Source organism: Kitasatospora sp. NPDC001095 (assembly GCF_053598615.1).
Genome location: NZ_JBSFKQ010000073.1, coordinates 1 through 20,956, shown reverse-complemented (window position 1 = coordinate 20,956; position 20,956 = coordinate 1). Strand labels below are relative to the sequence as shown.

At 73.6% G+C, this 20,956-nt stretch carries 18 protein-coding genes; 6 read left to right on the top strand and 12 right to left on the bottom strand.

Annotated elements, in window-relative coordinates:
• Positions 1–52: 52 nt before the first annotated feature.
• Together ACWDBB_RS34175 and ACWDBB_RS34170 are read right to left on the bottom strand one after the other, a co-directional pair.
• A complete protein-coding gene (locus tag ACWDBB_RS34175; protein WP_449793300.1) occupies positions 53–1,081 on the bottom strand; it encodes a hypothetical protein in 1,029 nt (342 codons plus the stop codon).
• 43 nt (positions 1,082–1,124) lie between these two features.
• Positions 1,125–1,520 (bottom strand): hypothetical protein, encoded by a 396-nt coding sequence (locus tag ACWDBB_RS34170; RefSeq protein WP_449793299.1) that lies wholly within the window; start codon positions 1,518–1,520, stop codon positions 1,125–1,127.
• A gap of 535 nt (positions 1,521–2,055) precedes the next feature.
• Between ACWDBB_RS34170 and ACWDBB_RS34165 the strand changes: the two genes are divergently transcribed.
• The 4 genes from ACWDBB_RS34165 to ACWDBB_RS34150 all read left to right on the top strand — a co-directional run bounded on the left by ACWDBB_RS34165 (position 2,056) and on the right by ACWDBB_RS34150 (position 5,712).
• Positions 2,056–3,009, top strand: a complete 954-nt coding sequence (locus ACWDBB_RS34165) for an oxidoreductase (protein ID WP_449793298.1) — start codon at positions 2,056–2,058, stop codon at positions 3,007–3,009.
• A 137-nt stretch (positions 3,010–3,146) separates the two neighbouring features.
• Positions 3,147–3,776 (top strand): histidine phosphatase family protein, encoded by a 630-nt coding sequence (locus tag ACWDBB_RS34160; protein ID WP_449793297.1) that lies wholly within the window; start codon positions 3,147–3,149, stop codon positions 3,774–3,776.
• Between the two features lie 175 nt (positions 3,777–3,951).
• Positions 3,952–4,179: a hypothetical protein gene (locus ACWDBB_RS34155; protein ID WP_449793296.1), complete on the top strand. Its 228-nt coding sequence runs from the start codon at positions 3,952–3,954 to the stop codon at positions 4,177–4,179.
• 1,326 nt (positions 4,180–5,505) lie between these two features.
• The gene (locus tag ACWDBB_RS34150; protein WP_449793295.1) at positions 5,506–5,712 is read left to right on the top strand and encodes a hypothetical protein; all 207 of its coding nucleotides are present in this window, start codon (positions 5,506–5,508) and stop codon (positions 5,710–5,712) included.
• A 405-nt stretch (positions 5,713–6,117) separates the two neighbouring features.
• Here ACWDBB_RS34150 and ACWDBB_RS34145 read toward each other — a convergent pair whose 3' ends face one another.
• The 5 genes from ACWDBB_RS34145 to ACWDBB_RS34125 all read right to left on the bottom strand — a co-directional run bounded on the left by ACWDBB_RS34145 (position 6,118) and on the right by ACWDBB_RS34125 (position 10,106).
• Positions 6,118–6,492: a hypothetical protein gene (locus tag ACWDBB_RS34145; protein WP_449793294.1), complete on the bottom strand. Its 375-nt coding sequence runs from the start codon at positions 6,490–6,492 to the stop codon at positions 6,118–6,120.
• 766 nt (positions 6,493–7,258) lie between these two features.
• Positions 7,259–8,116 (bottom strand): hypothetical protein, encoded by an 858-nt coding sequence (locus ACWDBB_RS34140; RefSeq protein ID WP_449793293.1) that lies wholly within the window; start codon positions 8,114–8,116, stop codon positions 7,259–7,261.
• 575 nt (positions 8,117–8,691) lie between these two features.
• The gene (locus tag ACWDBB_RS34135) at positions 8,692–9,315 is read right to left on the bottom strand and encodes a class I SAM-dependent methyltransferase (RefSeq protein WP_449793292.1); all 624 of its coding nucleotides are present in this window, start codon (positions 9,313–9,315) and stop codon (positions 8,692–8,694) included.
• Complete coding sequence (locus ACWDBB_RS34130; RefSeq protein WP_449793291.1) at positions 9,312–9,836, bottom strand: hypothetical protein; 525 nt, start codon at positions 9,834–9,836, stop codon at positions 9,312–9,314. The genes ACWDBB_RS34135 and ACWDBB_RS34130 overlap by 4 nt, the downstream gene beginning before the upstream one ends.
• 39 nt (positions 9,837–9,875) lie before the next feature.
• Positions 9,876–10,106 carry a hypothetical protein gene (locus ACWDBB_RS34125; RefSeq protein ID WP_402413853.1) on the bottom strand — a complete coding sequence of 77 codons (231 nt, stop codon included), beginning with the start codon at positions 10,104–10,106 and terminating at the stop codon, positions 9,876–9,878.
• A 125-nt stretch (positions 10,107–10,231) separates the two neighbouring features.
• Here ACWDBB_RS34125 and ACWDBB_RS34120 point away from each other — a divergent pair, with 125 nt between their 5' ends.
• Positions 10,232–10,849: a hypothetical protein gene (locus tag ACWDBB_RS34120; protein ID WP_449793290.1), complete on the top strand. Its 618-nt coding sequence runs from the start codon at positions 10,232–10,234 to the stop codon at positions 10,847–10,849.
• Here ACWDBB_RS34120 and ACWDBB_RS34115 read toward each other — a convergent pair.
• From ACWDBB_RS34115 to ACWDBB_RS34105, 3 genes are all read right to left on the bottom strand, one after another.
• Positions 10,840–13,158 carry an acyltransferase family protein gene (locus ACWDBB_RS34115; protein ID WP_449793289.1) on the bottom strand — a complete coding sequence of 773 codons (2,319 nt, stop codon included), beginning with the start codon at positions 13,156–13,158 and terminating at the stop codon, positions 10,840–10,842. The two genes, ACWDBB_RS34120 and ACWDBB_RS34115, sit on opposite strands and share 10 nt — an antisense overlap.
• Before the next feature lie 134 nt (positions 13,159–13,292).
• A complete protein-coding gene (locus ACWDBB_RS34110) occupies positions 13,293–15,029 on the bottom strand; it encodes a glycosyltransferase family 2 protein (RefSeq protein ID WP_449793288.1) in 1,737 nt (578 codons plus the stop codon).
• A 268-nt stretch (positions 15,030–15,297) separates the two neighbouring features.
• Complete coding sequence (locus tag ACWDBB_RS34105; RefSeq protein ID WP_449793287.1) at positions 15,298–15,867, bottom strand: GNAT family N-acetyltransferase; 570 nt, start codon at positions 15,865–15,867, stop codon at positions 15,298–15,300.
• Between the two features lie 367 nt (positions 15,868–16,234).
• Between ACWDBB_RS34105 and ACWDBB_RS34100 the strand changes: the two genes are divergently transcribed.
• The gene (locus ACWDBB_RS34100; protein ID WP_449793286.1) at positions 16,235–17,119 is read left to right on the top strand and encodes a lysozyme; all 885 of its coding nucleotides are present in this window, start codon (positions 16,235–16,237) and stop codon (positions 17,117–17,119) included.
• A 137-nt stretch (positions 17,120–17,256) separates the two neighbouring features.
• Here ACWDBB_RS34100 and ACWDBB_RS34095 read toward each other — a convergent pair whose 3' ends face one another.
• Both ACWDBB_RS34095 and ACWDBB_RS34090 read right to left on the bottom strand, forming a co-directional pair.
• The gene (locus ACWDBB_RS34095; protein ID WP_449793285.1) at positions 17,257–18,945 is read right to left on the bottom strand and encodes a S53 family peptidase; all 1,689 of its coding nucleotides are present in this window, start codon (positions 18,943–18,945) and stop codon (positions 17,257–17,259) included.
• Positions 18,946–19,144: 199 nt separating this feature from the next.
• Positions 19,145–20,956: M1 family aminopeptidase (locus ACWDBB_RS34090; protein WP_449793284.1), on the bottom strand; the 1,812-nt coding region annotated here is incomplete at its 5' end.

Here is a 20,956-nt window from a genome sequence, read left to right as displayed (position 1 = left end):
CCCGATCGGGCGCGGCCGTCGAATGACGGTGCGTTCGACGGGCCGCAGGGCCTCAGTGGTCGAACCCCACGTGGCAGTGGTCGTGGTGGGTGTCGTCGGTGAAGAACTGGTTCCCGGCGCCCGGGAGCGCCACCGGACCGCCCACGTTGTACGAGCCGGCGGCGGCCGCGTCCCGCATGAAGGACGCGATCAACTGCCGGGACGTCCCCGGGGCGACCACGGCCAGCCCGTCGATCCGCCAGACGTCGAAGGCCCGGCCCAGCGGATGGTCGCTGGGCCGGGTCGTCCCGAAGACGTCCAACGGGTGGCCGGTCCGCACCACGCTCACCGAGAGCGTGTACGGGCCGGCCAATCGCAGCATCGCCTCCAGCACGCTGTCGTGGACGGTGCCGCTGCGCAGGTCGGCGGCGGCCTCCGGCGGCAGCTCGATCCGGGGTTCGGCCAGCACCCGGGCCACCGCGGGCGGCGGCGCGGCGGCGGCCGGCCCGGCGTCCCCCGGACGCAGGTCGGTGACGGTCCAGCGCGGCTCGGCCCGGCCGAGCCGGACGTCCACCGTGGTGCCGCCCTCGACCACCGAACCGTCCGGGCCGCGCCGCCACTGACGACACACCACCAGCACGCTCGCCGAGTCGTCGAGGATCCCGCCGTACTGGGCGACGATCACCTCCAGGCTGGCCTCGGTCGCCGCCGGGGCCAGCGGGCCCGCGTGGTCGGCCAGCGCGGGCGGCAGGCCGAGCGCCGCCACCCGGGCGCGGGCCGCCTCCACGCCCTGCCCGCCGGGCGGCCAGGCGCCGAGCGCGGCGACCAGTTCGACGGCGCGGCGCTTGACGTCGGGCTGGATCTCGCCGGGACCGGGCTGCCAGAGGGGCGGCTGGGGCAGCGGGGTGGGTGTGGGTGTCGGTGTCGGCGTCTCGGTGGGCCGTTCGGTGGGAGTCCCGGCCGGGCTCGTGGCCGGACTCGTGGCCGTCGGCTGCGGCCTGGTGCCTCCCGTACACCCCGCCGTGCCCAGCACCAGCGCCGCCGCGCCCGCCTGCAGGATCCCGCGTCGCCCCGGGCCCCGGCCGCCGTCTCCACCCGTCATGCCGTCAGTATGCGGCTCCGGGCGGCCCGGCGCTGCGGGCGGGCTATTGCCGTTCCGGGGGCAGCAGGCCGTAGCCCTCCTCGGTCCGCACGATCCAGGAGGGCTCGCCGAGCTTCACCCTCAGCACCGCCGTCAGGTACCTCAGCTCGTGGGTGTGGAACGGCGTGCCGTAGACCTTCCACATGATCGCCTCCGGCTCGTGCACGCCCTCGCCCAACTCGATCAGGCCGCACAGCAGTTTGACGTCGGAGCGGTTCAGCCGCGCCTCGCGGCCGTCCACGGTGACGAGGCGGGTGTCCAGGTCGACGACGAGGCGACCGTCGAAGCCGGTCAGCGAGCCCCGCGACTCCGGCACCACGCCGAAACGCTCGCGGATCCACTCCGCCACGACCCGGTCGTCCGCCGGCTGGGCGTCCCGCGCCGCGTTCTCCTCCACCACGCCGGGCAGCCTAACCGGCGGCGCCCGACACCGACCAGACCACGTTCCGACCGGGCGGGAGGAGCACCCCGATCACCCCTCCCCCAGCGGTGCCGGCGGCGCCAGCAGCGCCCCCGCCGAGGCCGTCCGGGCATAGAGCACCTCGAGGTCGCGGCGGACCCGCTCGGCCGGGGTGGCCCGGATCTCGGCCAGTTCGTCGGCCAGCGTGGGGGCGGGCCCGGCGGGGCCAGGTTGAGGAAGTCCGGCACGTACCCGGCGGGCCGGACGAGCTCGGCGAGCAGGGCGTACGCCGGGCCGAGCGCCGCCAGCCGGGGTCGCACCTGCTCCGTCCAGGGCCGGTGGACGGGGTGGGCGAGCCCCGAGCGCAGCAGCCGCAGGCTCGGCCCGACCTCCCACATCGGCGAGACCGCGAAGCGCATCCGCGCCAGGTCGCCCACCGTGAACAGCAGCTCGGCCGCCACCGCCCCACCCCTGTGGATTCACACATGTTCGAATCGTTGGCGGTCAGGCTAGTGCAGTGGAGATCATCATGGGCATGACTTCGAACGCCGTCGTGCACACCCCCGCCACCGCCCCCGCCACCGCCGGCACCGCCCCTGTCACCGCCGCCGCCTCCGGCACCTGGAAGCTCGGCGACCGCACCGTCCACCGGATCGGCTTCGGCGCAATGCGCCTGCCGCAGACCGGCCCGGCGCTCGTCCCGCACGCCGTCCCGCGCGACCGCGAGCAGGCACTGCGGGTGCTGCGCCGCGCCGTCGAGCTGGGCATCGACCACATCGACACGGCCGCCTTCTACTTCTCCCGGCTGCGCTCCGCCAACGAGCTGATCAACCGGGCGCTCGCGCCGTACTCCGACGACCTGGTGATCGCCACCAAGGTCGGCCCCGGCCGCGGCCTCGACGGCGAGTGGGTCGAGCACGCCCGCACCCCCGAGCGGCTGCGCGCCCAGGTCGAGCAGAACCTGCGCCAGCTCGGCCGCGACCACCTCGACCTGGTGAACCTGCGGATCCTCGGCACCGACTCGGTCGCCGAACGCTTCGGCGCACTGGCCGAGTTGCGCCAGGCCGGACTGATCCGGCAACTCGGCCTCTCCAACGTCCACCCGCACCAGCTCGCCGAGGCACAGACCATCGCGCCGGTGGTCTGCGTGCAGAACCCGTACGGCATCGGCGCCACCTCGGAGCAGGACGAACTGCTGCGGATCTGCGGGGAGCAGGGCATCGCCTTCGTCCCCTTCTACGCGATCGCCGGAGCCGGACGGCAGGACGGCGCCGGCGGGACCGAGCCCGCCCAGGTCCTGGCGGTGGCCGAGGCCCGCGGGGTGAGCACCGCACAGGTACGGCTGGCCTGGACGCTGCACCGCGGCCCGCACGTGCTGGCCATCCCGGGCACCGGGGACGTGGCGCACCTGGAGGACAACATCGCCGCCGGGGCGCTGCGGCTGTCGGCGCAGGAGCTGGCGCTGCTGGACGAGGCCCACGCGGGCTGAGGGCTTACGGGCTCGGGCGGACGGGCTCACAGGCTGACCGGCTGACCGGCTCACGGGCTTGGGCGGAACCGGGCGCCGCCCGCCGCGCGTCGCCCCGGGGAAAGTCGATCTTCGTCCACCACGAGGAGTCCCCGAACATGACCGACCTTGCCACCCGCTACCTCTACCTGGCCCGCCACGGTGAGGCCGCCTCCGAAGGCGACGGCAGCGGCCTCACCGCCGCCGGGCGACGGCAGGCCGCCCTGTTGGGCCGACGGCTGGCCGGCCGCCCGATCTCGGTGCTGCACCACGGCCCGCTGCCCCGGGCGGCGGAGACCGCGCGGCTGGTCGCGGAACAGCTGGCCGGCGTGCGGCCGCGGCAGTGCGAGGAGGCCGGCGACTTCCTGCCGCACGTTCCCGAGCGGGAGGAACTCCCCGAGGACAGCGCCGAGTTCGTGCTGAACCGCCTCTCGGCCACCACGGCGGAGGAACGGGAGGAGGGCGCCCTGCTGGCCCGGCGGGCCGTCGAGCGGTTCACCGGGCCGGTGCCGGGCGGCGAGGAGAGCCACCAACTGGTCGTCACCCACGCCTTCCTGGTCGGCTGGCTGGTCCGGCACGCCCTGGACGCCCCGGCCTGGCGCTGGCTCGGCGTCAACGCCGCCAACGCGGCACTGACCGTCCTGCGCTACACGCCCGGTCGACCGCCCGCCGTGCTGCTCCTCAACGACCAGGGCCACCTCCCGGAGGAGCTGCACTGGACCGGCTACCCGCCCCAACTCCGCTGCTGACAAAGGGCGGAGGTCCGATCGGCGGCACCCGCCGGGCCCGTCGAACAGGAAAATGCAGACCGGCCCACCATCGCCGCGTGGGAGTCAAGGGCGAGGCGAGCAGGGCTCGACTGACGCCGGGCCCAGGGAACCGATCGAGGCGCAGGGCTACTCCGGCACCGGACTCAACCGGATCGTGGCCGCCACCGGCGCCACGCGCGGCGAGCGCCACTTCCCCGGCGGCAAGGACCAGTTGGTGGCCACCGCGCTCACCCAGGCCGGCCAGGAGGTCCAGGCGCTGCTCACCGGCCCGGCCAGCGAGGGCGCCGACACCGCCACCCTCGCCGAGCGGCCCCTCCCCTCGCGTGACGCTCCCACCTTCAAAGATGACTTGCCGTCAGTTTCGCAAGCTGGGCGGCGATGACACGGCTGAGGCCCGGCCCCGCACAGGCGGGGCCGGGCAAGCACCTGACGGGCAGCGAACGGAGGCCATCCCCGGCGTTCTCCGACCGCGGGCTCCCCCCGTCGGTCCAACCATCGTGCCGACGACCCCCGGCCGGTGTCGCCCTCCTTCGGCGTCACCCGAATCACGGACAATCGGGGCCTCCTCCGCGCACCACCCGAAATCCCCTTGCCGCGGCGTGGGCATCGCCGAAGCGCCAGCCGTCGAACCCGTCGAGCCAGCGCCGGCCCGACACCCCGCAGGAGGGCGCGCGTTGGTGTCCGACGGGGTCGAGGAGCACGCCCTCGGGTGATCGGCTCGTCGGGTGCGGCCGAGCCGTCCCGGTCGATCTCCGGGCGGGGAGGAGACCCTTCGAGTGAAGAACCGGGGCAAGGCCGCCTGATTGGCGGTTCGCTGGCTGCCGGGGGGTTTTCCAGACCATACGTTCAACTCCGGCGCTCACGGCGGCGGCACTCGTGCGCAGAGTTCGTCCGCACCTGCCACAGACCACGAAGCCAGGAGGAACAGTCATGCGCCTGACCCGCTGCGCTCTCGCTGCCGCATCGGTGGCGGCTTCCGTCTCGGCCTTCGGCCTGCCCCTGTTCCTCATGAACCGGACGTCCCACGGTTCCGATGACACGCGGGTCCGCATGGTCGGATCCTCCGGCACGTCGCTGAGCAGGGCCGAATCGTCCTGGCCACTCTCCACGAATCCGGGCCCGCAGGAATCAGTGCGCCCCTGTCAAAGCTACGGCGGCCCCTACTGCGTTTGGGTGGGAAAATACTGGGGCGGCTGTGACCGGGAGTGGGGACTGAGCTTCGGAATCAAGAGCCCCAACTTGATCTGCCCCCACGACCCCCGCCCGAGTTCCTCGGCCACGTCGGAACCCTCCGCAAGCAGCAGTCCCTCCTGACCGGTTCCGCCGGGAGGGCGGCCGTTCGGTGTCGCTACGGCTGGGTCGGCGGCACATCGGGCTCCTGATCCGATGTGCCGTCAGGGGTCGAAGGTGCTGCCGGTCCCTGTTCCGGCCGAGTGACACGCTGCCGGCGGCGGCGGTTGAGCCAGGCCGCAGTCAGCGCTCCCAGAACCACCAGCAAGCCGCCGGCCGCGATCCCGATGCGCTTCGCACCCAGGCGGCCAACGCTCCCACCGCCGGCCGCGCCATCGGGCGGAGGAGCCTGGCTGGTGCCGCCGGGGGCGGGAGCATCCGGCGCGGGCTGGCCGTTGGTCCCATGGTCCCCTCCCGGGGGCGACGGGGCACCGGACGGGCCACCCCCCTCGGCAGCCACACCATCGTGCGGACGGGCGTGGTCATCGCGGTCACCGTCGTCGTGGTGCCCGTGGTCGTCGTCGTAGAAGTCGTCGACGCAGCGGGCGGCTGCGAAGGGGAAGACCTGCTCGTGGCGGTCGAAGGCCTTCACCACGAAGACCGGGTGTTCCCTGAAGAAGCCACGGATCTGAAACTCATACTGGCCGCTGGTCTGGGCGGGATAATTTACGTTCAAATACGTTGAAACGGAAAAATTGTCCCACGGTGCCTCCGGCGACGAGGACGAAGACGACGGACTCCCCTGGAGAACGAGAGCCTCCGGCCCACGCCGGCTATTGGTCAGAATCGCCCTGAGGGTGGGGTCGATGAGCACGACGCGGCGGGCGCTGAAGCAGTGGCGCCAGGGACTGTAGTGATGGCGGTACCCCTCCCCGTTCCCTTCTCCTGCCCCTTCCCCGTCCTCTTCCCAGGACCATGAGGAGTCGGGCGCGTGCAGTGTGGACGCCTGCGCGGCGACGCCTGCAGGCGCAGGAGCAAGAGCGATGGCCACACCGGCCAGGGACGCTGCAACCCAGGGTCGAAGAATCATCAGATGACCTCCAGCGGTGACGGACGCGGGCAACCGCCGGCCGGGCAATACAGTCGAGTATCAGAAGAAGTTAAGAGGGCTCGACTCGTCACACCGTGAACATTCTCGGGAAGCCGCACCCTTGTCACTCAGCCGCAGCAGTTTCATGCCCCGACCGGCCGGGACTTCGAGGCCCTGGCCGGCGGCACAGTCACCGACGATCCCCACTACGGCGAGGAGAGCCGTGAGGGTGAGGACCAGGCCGGAGTACAGCGGGCTGTAGCCGAAGCCGGTCTGCACGGTGAGGCTGATGACGAAGACGAAGCCGGCGAAGAAGGCCATGAAGGCGGGGACGGCGGCGGCGAGCATCGCCCAGGCCCACAGCGGCCGGCCGGCCTCCCGGCCGAGGACGAGCGGGACGAGGGCCAGGGCGAGCGAGCCGGAGACCGCGGGCACGCCGATGCCGTCGAGGGCGAGGCGGCGGCCGGTGGTGGTGCGCGGCAGGGTTCGCGCACTGATTCACTCCGCCGGGATCGTGGCCGCGATGAGCCACCTGCGGAAGCAGGTCCCGCGGCTGAGACTGCGGGATGCAAGCGCGGGCGCACCGCGAGAGCACGATGTCGAGGACGCGCAGCATCCGGGCCCCGCCCCGGCCCACCGACACGACGCCGACCGCCGACACGACGCCGACCGCCTCGACCAGGTGCTGCAGCAGCAGGTCCGTCGCTGGTACCGCACCGTCAGTCCAGGTACCCGGTCGGCGAAGGCCACCTTCGGACAGGCCAGGTGTTCGCAGTACAGACGTCGTACAGTCAGGTCGATCTGAACCGGCCGACCGCCGACCGTGGCGTCGGCCAGCAGCCGCACGTAGCGGCGCTGGCCCCACTCGCTCAACGCTCCAGCCCGTACACGCCGCCGGACCACCGGACCGGGTGCGGGCGCGGATCACCACGACAGCACCGAAGACCTCGACCGAGACAACCAGCACATCGGCCAGGTGCGGTAACAGCGCTGTCAGTTCACCATGACACAGTCAGAGGTTGCCCACTGGCGAACCAGCAGACCGCCGCTCCGGGATGATCTCTGCCTACGAAAACCTTGCCAGAGCCACCTTCACCTGTACGCCGACAGCAGGTGCTGATGCACGTGGGCGGCGGGCTCGGAGCCGTGTCGCGCCCGCTTCCGGCGGGCCGGGATCGCTCCCGTGCTCCGGACGGTGCTGTCACCACTCCCCGCGGTGGCCGATCACCCGGAAGCTGCCCACGACGCCCTCGCAATCGAAGGCGCCACCGAAATGGGACTCGTCCTCGTCGAAGTGGCGGGCCGCCACGCCGTTGGTGGAGCTGTGGGGGCCCACGATGGCGACCGGACCCCCGTGGTCGCAGTTGAAGCCGCGGAAGACCTCGATGGTCTTCCAGCTGTCGTTGAAAACGTTGAAACTGGTGGCACCCAGGCCGCTGGCCGTGGTGATGCAGCCCTCGGTGTGGGCGGAGAACGTTCGTTCGTTGAAGAAGATCCTTCCCTCCTCGTGGCGGTGGCCGCGTCCGCCGCCTTCGTGTCCGCGTCCGCCGCCCCCCTCGTGGCCGCGTCCGCCACCTTCGTGTCCGCGTCCGCCGCCCCCCTCGTGGCCGCGTCCGCCACCTTCGTGTCCGCGTTCGCCGCCCCCCTCGCGGCCGCGTTCGCCGCCCCCCTCGCGGCCGCGTTCGCCACCGCCCTCGCGGCCGCGTTCGCCACCCTCGTGCCCGCGTTCGCCGTTTTCGCCGCCCTCGTGTCCGCGGTTGTCGTTCTTCTCTCCGCCTGCGTTGCCGCCACCAGGGGCGGCCGCCTTCTCTCCGCCTGCGTTGCCGCCACCAGGGGCGGCCGCCTTCTCTCCGCCTGCGTTGCCGCCACCAGGGGCGGCCGCGGCCGGGGCGGCTTGTTGGACAGGCTGGGCCGCAGGCGGAGCCGCCGGCTGGGCCGCCGGCTGGACGGGCGGGGGCGCGGGATTGGATACGGGGGACGAGGCGTAGGTGATGCCGGTGGCTGCAAGGACCGTCGTGCCTATTCCGGCAGCGGTCAAAGTCAGTGTGCGCGTGAACATGTCACTTCTCTCTGTCGCGCGGACGCCGACCAGGCGCCCGATCTGCGATGAACGTAATGAGAGCTCCCATGGCTGGCATTCCGGACATGCCCAAGGTGTGACGCCATGGGGCCAGCCAGGTGGAATTGCGGCACGTTTTGCATACCGATCAAAGATCTGTGGCCTGGTGGATCACGGCCCCTTGGAAAGCGACGCGCGGTTCTGAGTGGCGGTCAGCGCACCGTGATCCGTCCCGGACAAGCGCTCGACAGCCAGCGCTTCGCCAGATCGGGACCAGGACAGCGATCGGGGTGAGGGCGATCGCCCGGTGGCCTACCGCCCCGGCGCAGCCCCGTTGCCTTCTTCGTGGCCCTGAAACGGGGCTCCTGATCTCCGGGCCCCGTGCCCGTCCGACCGACGCAACCTTGACGAAGGGCATAGAGGCACCCCCCGCAGGCCAGGGCGTACCTGCCGGCCGTACGGGACGGTGCCGGGCCGGGCCGCCCGAGGAGTTGGCCGATCTCACCGAGGAGGAGGAGAGGGCGTCTGCCCGCCACTGTCGATCGAGACCGTCCGCCCGCGCCGCGGCTGGGCGGCTACCCCTCCCGCTCGAAGAGCAGCGCCGTCCAGTGGACCCCCTCCCGGCCGTGCAGGTCCGGGCGAGCAGCGCGGTGGAGGAGGCGCAGGCCGTGGTCGGCGGCGAGGGCGACGGTGGGCTCGGGCGGGAGGTCGAACATCCGGCGGCCGGGCGGGACGGGGCCGTGGCGCAGGGTGAGGGCGAGACGGCCGGCGGGGGCGAGGAGGCGGCTGAGGGCGGCCATCGCGGGCGGACGCTCGGCGGGGGCGAGGTGCATCCAGACGGCGGTGAGCAGGACGAGGTCGTAGCGCCGGCCCTCGGCGACGAGCAGCGGCAGTTCGGGCAGCGCGTCGGCGACCCAGCGGACACCGGAGCCGGCGTGCAACCGCTCGCCGACGGCACGGAGTTCGGGGGTGGGCTCGGCAGCGACCACCCGGTGGCCGAGGGCAGCGAGGGCGGCGGCGTCCCGGCCGGTGCCGGCGCCGATGTCGAGAACGGAGCGGGGTGGGGCCGGGTACAGGTGGTGCAGGTCGCGGTGCACCTCGGCGAAGGTCACGCCCTCGTACTGGACGGCGAGTTGCTCCGCCGCCTCGCCGTATCCCCGCGTCCCGGCCGGCTGGTCCGCCCGCTCCGGCCCGTTCACTGCGCCTCCCGGACGGCCACCGCGTCGCCGGCGGCGGCCGCGCCGGCGAAGAAGTCCCGCAGCTCGCGCAGGTCGTGGACGACGAGCGCCGCCCAGGCCTCGGACCAGGGCGTCGGGTAGCCGAGGTGCGCGACCGTACGGGCGAGCACGCTGTCCTGCTGGCGGACGAGTTCGCCGAGCGCCGAGCCGCGCAGGAAGGCGGCGGCCGTCGCGACCTGTTCGGGGCGCAGCACCGGCATGGCGCCGCCCCGCGGTGCCCCGCCGGGCAGCGCCCCGTTCGGCCGGTGACATCGGCCGCCGTAGACGGGCAGCCGGGCGGCCGGGTCGGGGTGCAGACCGTTCTCGGTGAGCGCGAGTTCCATCAGGACGGCGGTGCGCCGCACGCCGAGGGCGAGGCCCGCGGCGGCCAGCCGGTCGTAGCGGACGTCGCGGTCGCGGGGCACGAGTTCGCCGAGCTCCTCCGGCGAGCAGGCGTCCACGGCCTGACCCGGCAAGCGACGCCAGAAGTGATCCACACTCACCCGCTCAGCGTAGCGGGGTCGGCAACCCCCGCTCGGAGTTCAGGCCTCGCCGGGGTGCCAGCGGGGCCATTCCCAGGGGTGGTCGACCCAGTGGACCCGCTGGGGGTCGCGTGGGTCGAGGTCGGGGAAGAGCTGGTGGACGCGCGGCTCGAACTCTTCCCGTTCGAGCGGTTCCCAGCCGTGGCCCTCGAAGCGGACGAGGCGGTAGCGGTTGTCGGCCCGGAGCTCGGCCACCTCGACCAGGGGTTTGGACGTGCTGTTGGTCTCCATGCCCCCAGCATGTGGCGCGCTGGCAATCAACGCCCGTCCAAACCCCTCTTCCGGGTCATATCCCGGCGTCGGTGCGCTCGTTGAGCACGGAAACGTTCGAGGGGGGCCGCTGGAAGGACGAGCACATGACTGGGCAGCCCACCGGAGGGCAGTGGCAGTGGCCGCAGAACGCTTGGCAGCCGCCACCGGTCCCGACGAATCCGCTACCGCCGTGGTCCACCCCCGAGCCGCCGAGGCGTCTGTCGCGCAAGGCCTGGACGGCCGCGATGGTCGGGACGGGAGCCGTGCTGGCCTCCGTCCTGGTGATGTGCGGGCCGGGGCCGGGGGACGAGAGCGGCGCGGCTGCGCTGCCGGAGTCCTCGCCCTCCGCCGCGGACCCGACGGCGCAGTTGCTGCCGGTCTCCCCCTCCCCGGCCACGCCGGCGCCGTCCCCGCTGCCGCCGCCGCCCACCCCGGGCACGGCGGTGCCGGTGGACGGGCCGAGCGTGGCCGCGCCCGCGGCCGGTGCGGGCGCCGGTGCGGGGGCCGCCGCCCAGCACGCCTCGGCGAGCGCGCATCCCCGGCCGGGGCACAGTCCGCACGCGTCGGCTCCGGCCCATGGCCCGTCGGGCACTGCCGCCCCGGCGAGTGCCGGGGCGGGTTCGGGCGGCGGTCGGGGCACCATCTGCGATCAGGCCGAGCGGGCGGGCCACTGGCCGGTCGGGTCGGACTCGGCCCGGCTCTGCCGCAGCATCTACGGCTGAGTCCACGGCTGGGCCGACGGCGGCCCCGGGGCCACGGACGCGGCCTGACCGGTCGGAGCGGCCGGAGCGGCCTGACCAGTCGAAGCGATCGGACCGGCCGGAGCGGCCTGACCGGTCGTAGCGACCGGGGTCCCGGCCGCCCCCAGCAGCCCCCTGTCCAGCCGGGGTGCCAGCACCCGCGCCAGAGTGTCGGTGATGTGCCCGGTGTCCCGGTACAGCACCACGCCCTCCAGCACGGCCGGGCAGGAGGGCCCGGTGCCGGGGCAGAGCAGCGGGCCGAGGTCGAGGGTCCGCACCCCGTACCGGTCCGCGAGGCCGCCGTCCAGCACCGGGTCGGGCTCGAAGGCGGTGTCGCGCGGGAAGAAGCAGGCGTCCGAGCGCCCGTCGGAGGCGGCCAGGCAGGTGGGGACGTCCTTGCCGGGCATCGGGGTGTCGCCGAGGTAGGCGAGCGGGGCGCCGAGCGCGGTGAGCCGGTCCAGGGTGCGGGTCCAGCCCTCGGTGCGCTCGGCCTGGGTGCCGTAGCGGTTGAGGCCGGCCATCAGGACGAGGCGCGGCCTGGGTCCGGAGGCGAGTCGGGTGAGGGTGTTCTCGCGCCAGCGGTCGCACTCCTCGAAGGTGCGGCCGAGCACGTTGTTGCGCACGGTGAGGGTGGCCAGCGGGCAGCCGGGCTTGACCAGGACCTCCAGGGCCCAGTGCCGCTGCTCGGCCAGGGCGAGGCCGGCGGAGATCCACTGCCCGGCGTGGGAGTCGCCGAGCAGCACGATCCGGTCGGGGCTGTCCACGGCGCCGAAGAGGCAGCGCGGGCTGCTGTCGGCGTCGAGCGGGATCTCGCAGCCCTTGCCGGGCGGGAAGTCCTCCCGGGCCCGGGCCAGCGGGGGTGTCAGGGCGAGCACCCGGGTGCCGGGGGCGAGCAGCAGCGGGCCGTCGGTGGCTCCGGCGGGGGCCGCCACGGGCCCGGAGGAGGGGTCGCCGAGCGCGCGCACGGTGCCGCCGCCGAGGGTGAGCGCGGCGATCAGCGGGATGACCAGGGCGCTGGCGCCGACCGCGAGCCCGCGCCGGGGTGCCGGGCTGCTGCCGTACCGCAGCGGCTGCTCGACCAGGCGCAGGGTGAGCCAGGCGGGCAGCGCGGCGGCGGCGGTGAGGGCGAGCAGGGTGGTCCAGGGCAGCGAGCCGTACCGGGCCTGCGCGATGGTCAGCACCGGCCAGTGCCACAGGTACCAGGCGTAGGAGAGGCGTCCGACGGCCCGCAGCGGGCGGGTGGCGAGCAGCCGTCCGGCGTCGGCCGTACGGAGGGTGCCGGGGGCGCCGTGCCCCGCGAGCAGGACGGCGGCGGTGCCGAGGACGGGCAGCAGCGCGGCGGTGCCGGGAAACGGGGTGTCGCGGTCGTACAGGACCACCGGCGCGAGCACGGCCGCGAGGCCCAGCCACCCGAGCGTCCGCAGCGACCACCGCGTCGACCACCGCACCGGACGCCGCTCGGTGCGGGCGGCCAGCGCCGGGCCCGCCAGCGCCGCGCAGGCTCCGGCCGCGAACTCCCAGAGCCGGCTGCCGGTGGAGAAGTAGGCGAGCGGCGCGGAGCTGTCCGTCCAGCGCAGGCAGAGCGCCAGCGAGGCGGCGCCGACGGCCACCGTGGTGAGGGTGGTCGCCAGGGCGCGGCGGCGCCCGTGCAGGCGGCGGGCGAGGCCGAGCAGCACGACGCCCCAGAGCAGGTAGAACTGGTTCTCCACGCCCAGCGACCAGAAGTGCTGCAGCGGGCTGGGGTCGCGTTCGGCGGCCAGGTAGTCGGTCTGCAGGCCGACGAAGCGCCAGTTGGCGAACTGGCCGGCGGAGGCGATCAGGTCGCGGGCGAGGTCGGTGCCGCGCAGCGGGTCGAGCAGGGCGCCGCCGGCGACGGCGGTGGCGACCAGCACGGTGGCGGCGGCAGGCAGGATGCGCCGGGCGCGGCGGGCGGCGAAGTCCCACAGGCCGAGCGGGCGGCCGATGAGCAGGCCGGTGATCAGGAAGCCGGAGATGACGAAGAAGACGTCGACGCCGACGAAGCCGCCGGTCAGGCCGGGGACGGCGGAGTGGAAGGCGAGGACGGAGAGCACGGCGACGCCGCGCAGCCCTTCGATGTCGGGGCGGAAGGCGGTGCGCCGGCGGTGCGGTCCGCTCCCGGCGACGGGGGCGCGCCGCGGGACGGCGGGTGCCCTGTCGGCCCGGACGGGGCCGGGCACCAGGTCGGCGGGTGGGGCGGAGGCGGCGGACGCCGCCGAGGACGAGACGGTGGAGGCGGCGGAGGACGACGAAGGCGGTACGGCCGTTGACACGGCGGTGCTCCTTGCAGGGCTGGCAGCGGTTGTCGGGCCGCCGGGCCGATGGGGCGGCCGGGCGGTGTCCGCGCCGGTGGGGCGACGCGCAAGGAAACGCAACGATCGAGCGGTACGGCGATTCTGACGTCGCGTCAGAAGATCAGCGGGTCGGCCCAGCCGGAGGCCAGCAACCCGCACAGCAGCAGCACGGCGGTGACGGCGACGGCCTCGGCCCGTCCGAACCGGAGGTCGGAGCGGCCCGGTGCGGGTGCGGCGACCTCCCCGACGGACGCACCCTTGCCGCCGGTCCCGTTCAGCAGCGGCCACAGCTCCCGGATCAGCGGGACCATGGTGTACGCGGTGAGCGCGAGCAGTCCGGCGAGCGCCCAGTACGGCCGCCAGCCGTACAGCAGCGCGGCCCAGACCAGTCCGGCGGCGCCGGCGAGGACGACGAGCCCGAGCCAGCCGACCCCGATCCGGGCGACGGCGCGGGCGAGCGAACTGCCGCCGGACACGGCACCGGTGGGCACCCAGTCGGCGGAGCGGCGGCGCAGCGCGTGCGCGATGGCGACCACGTGGCAGAGCCCGCCGAGGAGTTGGACCCGGGTGACCTCGAAGCGCCAGCGGGTGCGGGACATCGCGGGCAGCAGCACCAGGGCGACCCAGATCGGCGGCAGGAACGGCAGCACCTGCCAGGGCCGGATCTCCTCGGGCCGGAAGAACAGCATGATCAGGGCGGGCAGCGGCACGGCGAAGACGTTCACCGCGCTGGTGACGTAGCCGAGGATGCCGTTCCAGAAGCAGAGCCGGGCGGATCGGGAGAGCGGCCCCCGGCGGAAGTCCGGGTCGCGGACCAGGGCCAGGGAGCCGAGGCACCAGCGGTACTGCTGGCTGATGAAGGCGGGCAGGCCGGTGGGCGACATGCCCTTGGCGACCAGCGCGGGGACGTAGCGGGTGGCCCATCCGGCGCGGGCGAGGGCGAGGCCGGTGTAGAGGTCCTCGCTGTGGTCGATCTCGGCGAAGCCGCCGATCCGCTCGAGTGCGGCGCGGCGGTAGAGGGCGTTGGTGCCGCAGCAGACGGTGCCGTCCTGCGCGTCCCGGGAGGGCTGGATCCAGCGGTAGAAGATCTCCTGGGTGGCTCCCGCGGCGCGTTCGAGCCAGGACATGTCGGCGTCCGTGTCGAAGCACTGCGGGCTCTGCACGATGCCGACCCCGGGGTTGTCGAGGTAGGGCACCAGGTGGTGCAGGAAGTCGGGGCGGGGGCAGAAGTCGGCGTCCAGGACGGCGACGATCTCGCCGGCGCCCTCGGCGAGGCCGTGGTTGAGGTTGCCTGCCTTCTTGAACCGGCCCCGGTCGGGGCGGGCGCGGTACTGGAAGCCGTAGGACTCGGCGAGTTCGCGGACCTCGGGTCGGTCGGCGTCGTCGAGGACCAGGACGGTCAGTTCGCCTGGCCACCGGACGGCCGCGGTGTGCCGGTAGGCGTTGTCCAGGACGGCCAGGGGCTCACCGGCGGTCGGCAGCAGCAGGTCCACGCTCGGGGCGCGGGCGGGGTTCCAGGCGCGGAGCAGCAGGTCGTGCGAGTCGCGGGTGAAGCGCCGGGCGCGCTGGCCGTCGGCGAGCGAGAGCAGCCAGGTGGCCGCGTTGAGCAGGGTGAGCGCCAGGAACGGCCAGAGCAGCGGCCTGCTGAGGGCGAACAGGCCGAGCGTGGCGGTGGCTCCCGCGTAGGAGAGGGTGGCGCAGAGCAGCACCCAGCGGCGCTGCGGGCCGAAGTACCAGTAGAGCTCCTCGTCGTCGGGCGGGCCGGGCAGTCGGTTGGCGTCGGGGTCCGCGGGTGTCCGGCGCGGACCGGCGTCGGGTGCGGGCATGGCGGTGCCATGGAGTGCGGGCATGCGGAAATGGCCCCCCTGGGCAGCGGGCGGAACGTGGCCGTTCGCGCCCAGCCTCTCACATTGGCCTAGACCAATAATGAACGAGGTATGACATCCCCGCATCGCCCCAGTTCACCGACTTGACGGTACGTCACCTGCGGAAACCCACTCCGGCGGAACCGAACCCTCCCCCGAGGGGGAGCCGCATCCGACCGTCGCCAACTCCCTTCGCGGCCACCGGTTCACCACCGCCGCAGCCGCCAACTTCCGTACACGGACATCCATCCACTCACGCCCCGGTCTTCAACTCCTTGACGAGGTGGGCGAACCGGAGGTCCGGCCGCCGGGGGATGCCGAAGCGCTCGTCGCCGTACGGGAACGGGCTGAACTCGCCGGTGCGCCGGAAGCCGCGCCGCTCGTACCAGGCGATCAGGTCGGCGCGCTGCTCGATCACCGTCATCTCCATCACGCCGACGCCCCACTCCTCGGCGGCCAGCCGCTCCGCCTCGGCCAGCACGGCCCGTCCGATGCCGCCGCCCTGGAGCCCGGGACGCACCGAGAACATGCCGAAGTAGGCCAGCCCGCCACGCCGTTCCAGCTGGCAGCAGGCCACCGGCTCGCCGTCCAGCTCGGCCAGCAGCACCAGCCCGTCGGGGTGGCTCAGGGCCTCGGTGACGGCCTCCGGGTTGGTGCGCCGGCCGTCCAGCAGGTCGGCCTCGGTGGTCCAGCCGGCCCGGCTGGCCTCGCCCCGGTAGGCGGACTCGACCAGCGCGACCAGCGCCGGGACGTCGGCGGGCGTGGCGGGCCGGAACGCGGGCTCCCCGGCGGGACGGGCGGAGTCGGCGGCGGTCTCGGGCATGGCGGGTCCTCTCCTCGCGTGCGGGGCCGCCCGTGGTGGCCGGCCCGCGGGCATCGTCGCACAGCGGCGGCCGCGCCCCAGGACCCCGGGGGCCTCCCGCCGTCGGCCCGGCCCACCGCACCCGACACCGTCTCCGACACCGCCTCCGACACCGCCTCCGCGCGCGTTCCGGGCCGCCGGAAACGGGCATGACCGGCAACGCCGGTTGCCGGTCATGGGGCGCGGACACATCTGACATGCGTTCACTATGTGAAAAAAGATGCCTGGTGGTGGCGCCAGGTACATGGCTACTCTGCGGTACGGCCGGTCAGGCCCCGGCCATACCGGGTCATTTCGACCTTCCCACGCTCGGACCAGAGGAGTGCTCATGCCCCGCTCTTCCCGCTCCGCCCGCCCCACCGGCACCGACAGACCGGCCCGCCGCCTGCCCGCGCTGGCCGCCCTCGCCGCCGCGACCGCCCTGGTCGCCGGTGTGGCCGTCCCCGCGTACGCGGCCGAACCCGCCCCTGTCGCCCCCGTGGCCGAAGGCCGCCCCGGCTTCCACCCCGAGCAGGACTTCGCCGGCTCCACCGTCGCCGCCCGCGAGGGCCGCGGCGCCGCCGCGCCGTTCGCCTCCCTCGCCGCCACCCAGACCCCCGGTCTGGACGTCTCCAGCTACCAGGGCAACGTCAACTGGTCGTCGGTGGCCGCCAACGGCGCCAAGTTCGCCTACGTCAAGGCGACCGAGGGCACCGGCTACACCAACCCCTCCTTCGCCCAGCAGTACAACGGCTCGTACAACGCCGGCCTGATCCGCGGCGCCTACCACTTCGCGCTGCCGAACGCCTCCTCCGGCGCCACCCAGGCCAACTACTTCGTCAGCCACGGCGGCGGCTGGTCCGCCGACGGCAAGACCCTGCCGCCCGCGCTGGACATCGAGTACAACCCCTACGGCGCCACCTGCTACGGCCTCAGCCAGAGCGCCATGGTCAACTGGATCCGCGACTTCAGCAACACCGTGCACTCCCGCACCGGCCGCTACCCCACCATCTACACCACCACCAACTGGTGGACCCAGTGCACCGGCAACGACGGCGGCTTCGGCACCACCAACCCGCTCTGGATAGCCCGCTACGCCTCCTCCGTCGGCACCCTGCCGAACGGCTGGGGCTACCAGACCTTCTGGCAGTTCGCCGACGCCGGCACCTTCCCCGGTGACCAGAACTACTTCAACGGCGCGGCCGACCGCCTCCGCGCCCTCGCCCTGGGCTGATCCACCGACCGTCGGACCCCCGTCGCCGAGGCGGGGGTCCGTCGGATGGCGGTGTCCGGAGCCGGGGTGCGTCCGAAGTCGGGGGTCCGAAGTCGGGGGTCCGGAGCCGGGGGTCCGGCGCCATGGGAGGTCCGGCGTCAGAGCGCCTTGAGTCCGTCCAGCAGCCCCTGGCCGCCGGGGCTGCCGAGGCCGGTGCACGCGTCCCAGTCGGGCCCGGAGGCGTACGCGCCGTTGCTGCCCTGGGTGATGTCCCGCAGGACGCCCGTCGCGAACTTCGTGTACAGCAGCGGGTCGAGGAAGCCGACCTGGGCGGAGCCGGGCAGGCCCTGGTTGATCCGGGCGAGCAGCGCGGCCCACATCGGGGCGGAGGCGCTGGTGCCGCCGATCTGGTTGAAGTGCACGCCGTCGACGCTCGGGACGACCACACCGGTCTGCGGGTCGGCCAGCGCGGACACGTCGGGCACACCGCGCCCGCGCGCGTGCGGCGGGTCGGCCGACGGCGGCACGTCGACGCCGGACTGGAACGCGGGCACCGGGAAGACCGCACTGATGCCGCCGCCCGTCCGGCTGCCCGGGCCGTCGTCCCAGCAGACCTCGCTGACGACCTGCCCCTGGCGGACCACCAGGCGGGTGCCGCCGACGCCGAGCACGTGCGGGCTGGAGGCGGGGAAGTCGGCGTGGGCGCGCTCGTCGGAGGCCTGGTCGCGGGAGCCGTCGTCACCCGAGGCGCAGCAGACGCTGATGTTCTTCTCGGCCGCGCCGGCGAAGGCGGCGTCCGCCCGCTTCATCGCCCCGACCGTCCACCGACTGCCCGGCGTGGCCTCGGCGTTGCCGTAGCTGTTGGTGATCACCGAGGGCCGGTTGTCGGTGTCGTTGACGATCCGGGTGATCACGTCGACCCAGCCCTGTTCGGTGAACGTGGTGAAGTAGACGACGATCTTCGCCTTGGGGGCGAGGGCGCCGACGACCGCCAAATCGAGCATGATCTCGCCGCTGCTGTCGGCCGTCTCGAAGTCGGAGTCCTGCCCCGGGTCGTTGCCGGGGGTGCCGACGCCCGGGATCACCACGTTGGTGATGTCCGGCATGTCCTGGTGGAGGACGTTGACGAAGTAGTTCCTCAGCGCGTCCAGCGAGTAGCCGCCGGACGGGATGCCGGGCGGCGTCTCGCCGTTGAAGGCGAGGACGGCGATGCACTGCCCGCTCCCGTCGGTGCCGGCCGGGTAGGCGTACGGCGCCTGGAGCTGCGGCGGGAGGAAGGCTCCCGGCCGGAGCGTCGCGGCGGTGTGCGCCACCGGGGCGGCGTCGGCGGGCCGGCGGATCAGCAGGCGGCTGCCGATCGGCCGGTCGTCCAGGCCGAAGACGTGGCTGACGATGCCGTCCAGCTCCGCGGGGACGAAGATCTGGCCCACTCGGCCACGGTAGGTGCGGGGATTGCCCTTGGCGTCCTGGTAGCGGTAGCGGGCCAGGGTCACCCGGAAGGCGTCCGAGACGTCCCTGGTGGTGCCGGTCAGCTGGACGCTGCGGGCCAACGGGTTCGGGTTCTCGACCTTGAGGCCGTGCTCGGCGGCGAAGGCCTCGACCGCCTTGAGGTCGGTGTCCAGCCACCGGTGGGTGGCGGCGTACTGGTCGTCGGTGGGCAGGACGCGCCGGGTCGGCGCCTGGAGCGCCAGCTCGTAGACGTCCGGCCGCGGCTGCGCGGCGGGGTCGCGGCGCAGGTAGACGGTGACGGTCAGGGGTGTCTGGGGGTGGGCCGGTCCGATGGCCCGCGCTCCGTCGAGCGGAACGCGGGAGCTGTCGGGCAGCGCCACGTAGTGGTTGGTCGACATGATCGCTCCAGCGGTCGGGTCCGCGCCGGGAGCTCGCGACTCTGGGTCGTGTGCTTTCGACTGTCCGCATACGGCACACGCTTATGTCGTATGCGTACAGCGTCCTCCGAGGGCCGGGTGGCGTCAAGGGGCGCCGAGGGAGCGTCAGGGGGCGGCGCCCCCGGCCGGGACCGGGGGCGCCGCCGGGGTGGGGGGCCGCTCAGCCGTCGATGCGGTGCTGGCTCCAGAAGGAGGTCAGGTCCACGGTGGTGGCGGCCTGGGCCGCGGCCTTGAACTCCGCGGTGGTGGAGACGCCGTACCAGTGCGTCTGCGCGTAGTTCCGCAGCAGCGTGGTCATCGCGGTGTCGCCGATCGTCCGGCGCAGGTCGTGCAGGGCGCACTTGCCGTAGCCGTAGACGACCGTGGAGTAGCGGGAGGAGTTGGCGTCCCAGTACGCCATCGAGTTGGTGATCCGCTCCGCCGAGGAGGCCCAGGAGACGCTGTTCCAGCAGTTGTTGCCGGTCTTGCCGAGGGCGAGGTCGGTGGCGTAGTCGGTGAAGGCCTCGTCCAGCCAGGGGCCGTTGTACTCGTCGTCGCCCACGATGCCGTACCACCACTGGTGGCCGATCTCGTGGGTGAGCGCCGTGGTGCTGACCAGGTCGAGGACGAAGCCCGGGTACTCCATGCCGCCGAACCAGAAGTTGTTGTCGATCACCGCGTCCAGTTCGCCGTACGGGTAGGCGCCGAAGCGCTGGGCGTGGGCGTCGACCGCCGAGGTCGCGGTGGAGAGCATCGACGCGGAGTCGGAGGAGCTGATCCCCGCCACCGAGTAGACGTTGACCTTCACCCCGGCCGCGGAGGTGCCGGAGATCCTGGTGAACGGTCCGGCGCCCCAGGCGAAGTCGCGGACCTTGCTCGCGGTCGCCTTGGTGACGGTCCGTCCGGCCGCGCCGGGGGTGTCCACCGAGGTGCCGGTCGCGGGCACCAGCAGGCCGGTCGGGTGGTCCAGGGTGACGGTGAAGTCCGAGGCCACCGAATAGAAGGACTCGCCGTTGTTGGTGTAGGGGTCGAGGTGCCAGCCGGCCGCGTCCCGTATCGCCAGGACGGGCAGGGCGTTGCCGAGGAAGTTGTACGCGCCGTCGTGGCCGAAGCGGTCCGCGCCGCTCGGCACGGAGATGCCGAGGTCGAAGCCGACGGTGCCGCTCTGGCCCTGCGCGAGCGGGGCCGGCAGGGTGACCTTGAGCGCGGTGCAGTTCACCGTGAGCGGGGAGGGCGTGCCGCCGGTCACGTTGGTCACCGTGATCGGGGTGCTGGGGCAGCTGCCGTGGGCGTTGTCCCACAGCCGCAGGTACACCTCGGTCAGCGGCGAGGACGAGGCGTTGCTGAAGCTCACGCTCTCGTGCCCGGTCCAACTGCCGCCGGAGGCGTCGCTGGTGAGCGCGACGGTGTACGCCGGTGAGACCGGGGTGCGGGTCGGGTCGCCGGGCTGGGGCGGGGTGCCGCCGCCGGAGGCGTCCAGGGTGACGTCGTCCAGCACGAAGCTGGTCTGCAGGCCGGCGTCCTCGACGCCGGTGAAGGAGAGCGTCGCGCTCCGGCCCGCGAAGGCGGAGACGTCGAGGGTCTTGTGCACGTACCCGCTGCGGGCGTCCAGGTTGGAGTAGGTCGCCAGCGTGGTGGAGCCGAGCTTGACGGTGAGCTTGTCGTAGGCGGTGCTGCCGGTGGTCTCGGCGGTGTCGACGTGCAGCCAGAACCCGAGCGTCGCGGTGCCGCACCCGGCGGGGAGGGTGACGGACTGCGAGAGGGTGTCGGTGTGGCTGGAGCCGTAGCCGTCGAGCCAGGCGTAGGAGCTGCCGGAGTGCGCGCTCTGGCCGCTGTCCGCGGTGATCGCGCCGCTCGGCGCCGTCCAGGACGAACCACCGGACTCGAAACCGCCGTTGGCACCAGCCGCACCCGGACAGCCGGGCTCAGGAGGCGTCTGCGGCCTCTGCGTCCTCCCGTTCGCGGCGCAGCCGGTGCTCGGTGCGGATGCCGC

Excerpts from the sequence above, each read along its gene's own strand:
- ACWDBB_RS34100 (WP_449793286.1), top strand. The coding sequence starts at position 16,235 with ATGCCCCGCTCTTCCCGCTCCGCCCGCCCCACCGGCACCGACAGACCG.
- ACWDBB_RS34125 (WP_402413853.1), bottom strand. The coding sequence starts at position 10,106 with ATGGAGACCAACAGCACGTCCAAACCCCTGGTCGAGGTGGCCGAGCTC.
- ACWDBB_RS34140 (WP_449793293.1), bottom strand. The coding sequence starts at position 8,116 with ATGTTCACGCGCACACTGACTTTGACCGCTGCCGGAATAGGCACGACG.
- ACWDBB_RS34165 (WP_449793298.1), top strand. The coding sequence starts at position 2,056 with ATGACTTCGAACGCCGTCGTGCACACCCCCGCCACCGCCCCCGCCACC.
- ACWDBB_RS34105 (WP_449793287.1), bottom strand. The coding sequence starts at position 15,867 with ATGCCCGAGACCGCCGCCGACTCCGCCCGTCCCGCCGGGGAGCCCGCG.
- ACWDBB_RS34110 (WP_449793288.1), bottom strand. The coding sequence starts at position 15,029 with ATGCCCGCACTCCATGGCACCGCCATGCCCGCACCCGACGCCGGTCCG.
- ACWDBB_RS34160 (WP_449793297.1), top strand. The coding sequence starts at position 3,147 with ATGACCGACCTTGCCACCCGCTACCTCTACCTGGCCCGCCACGGTGAG.
- ACWDBB_RS34095 (WP_449793285.1), bottom strand. The coding sequence starts at position 18,945 with ATGTCGACCAACCACTACGTGGCGCTGCCCGACAGCTCCCGCGTTCCG.
- ACWDBB_RS34120 (WP_449793290.1), top strand. The coding sequence starts at position 10,232 with ATGACTGGGCAGCCCACCGGAGGGCAGTGGCAGTGGCCGCAGAACGCT.
- ACWDBB_RS34175 (WP_449793300.1), bottom strand. The coding sequence starts at position 1,081 with ATGACGGGTGGAGACGGCGGCCGGGGCCCGGGGCGACGCGGGATCCTG.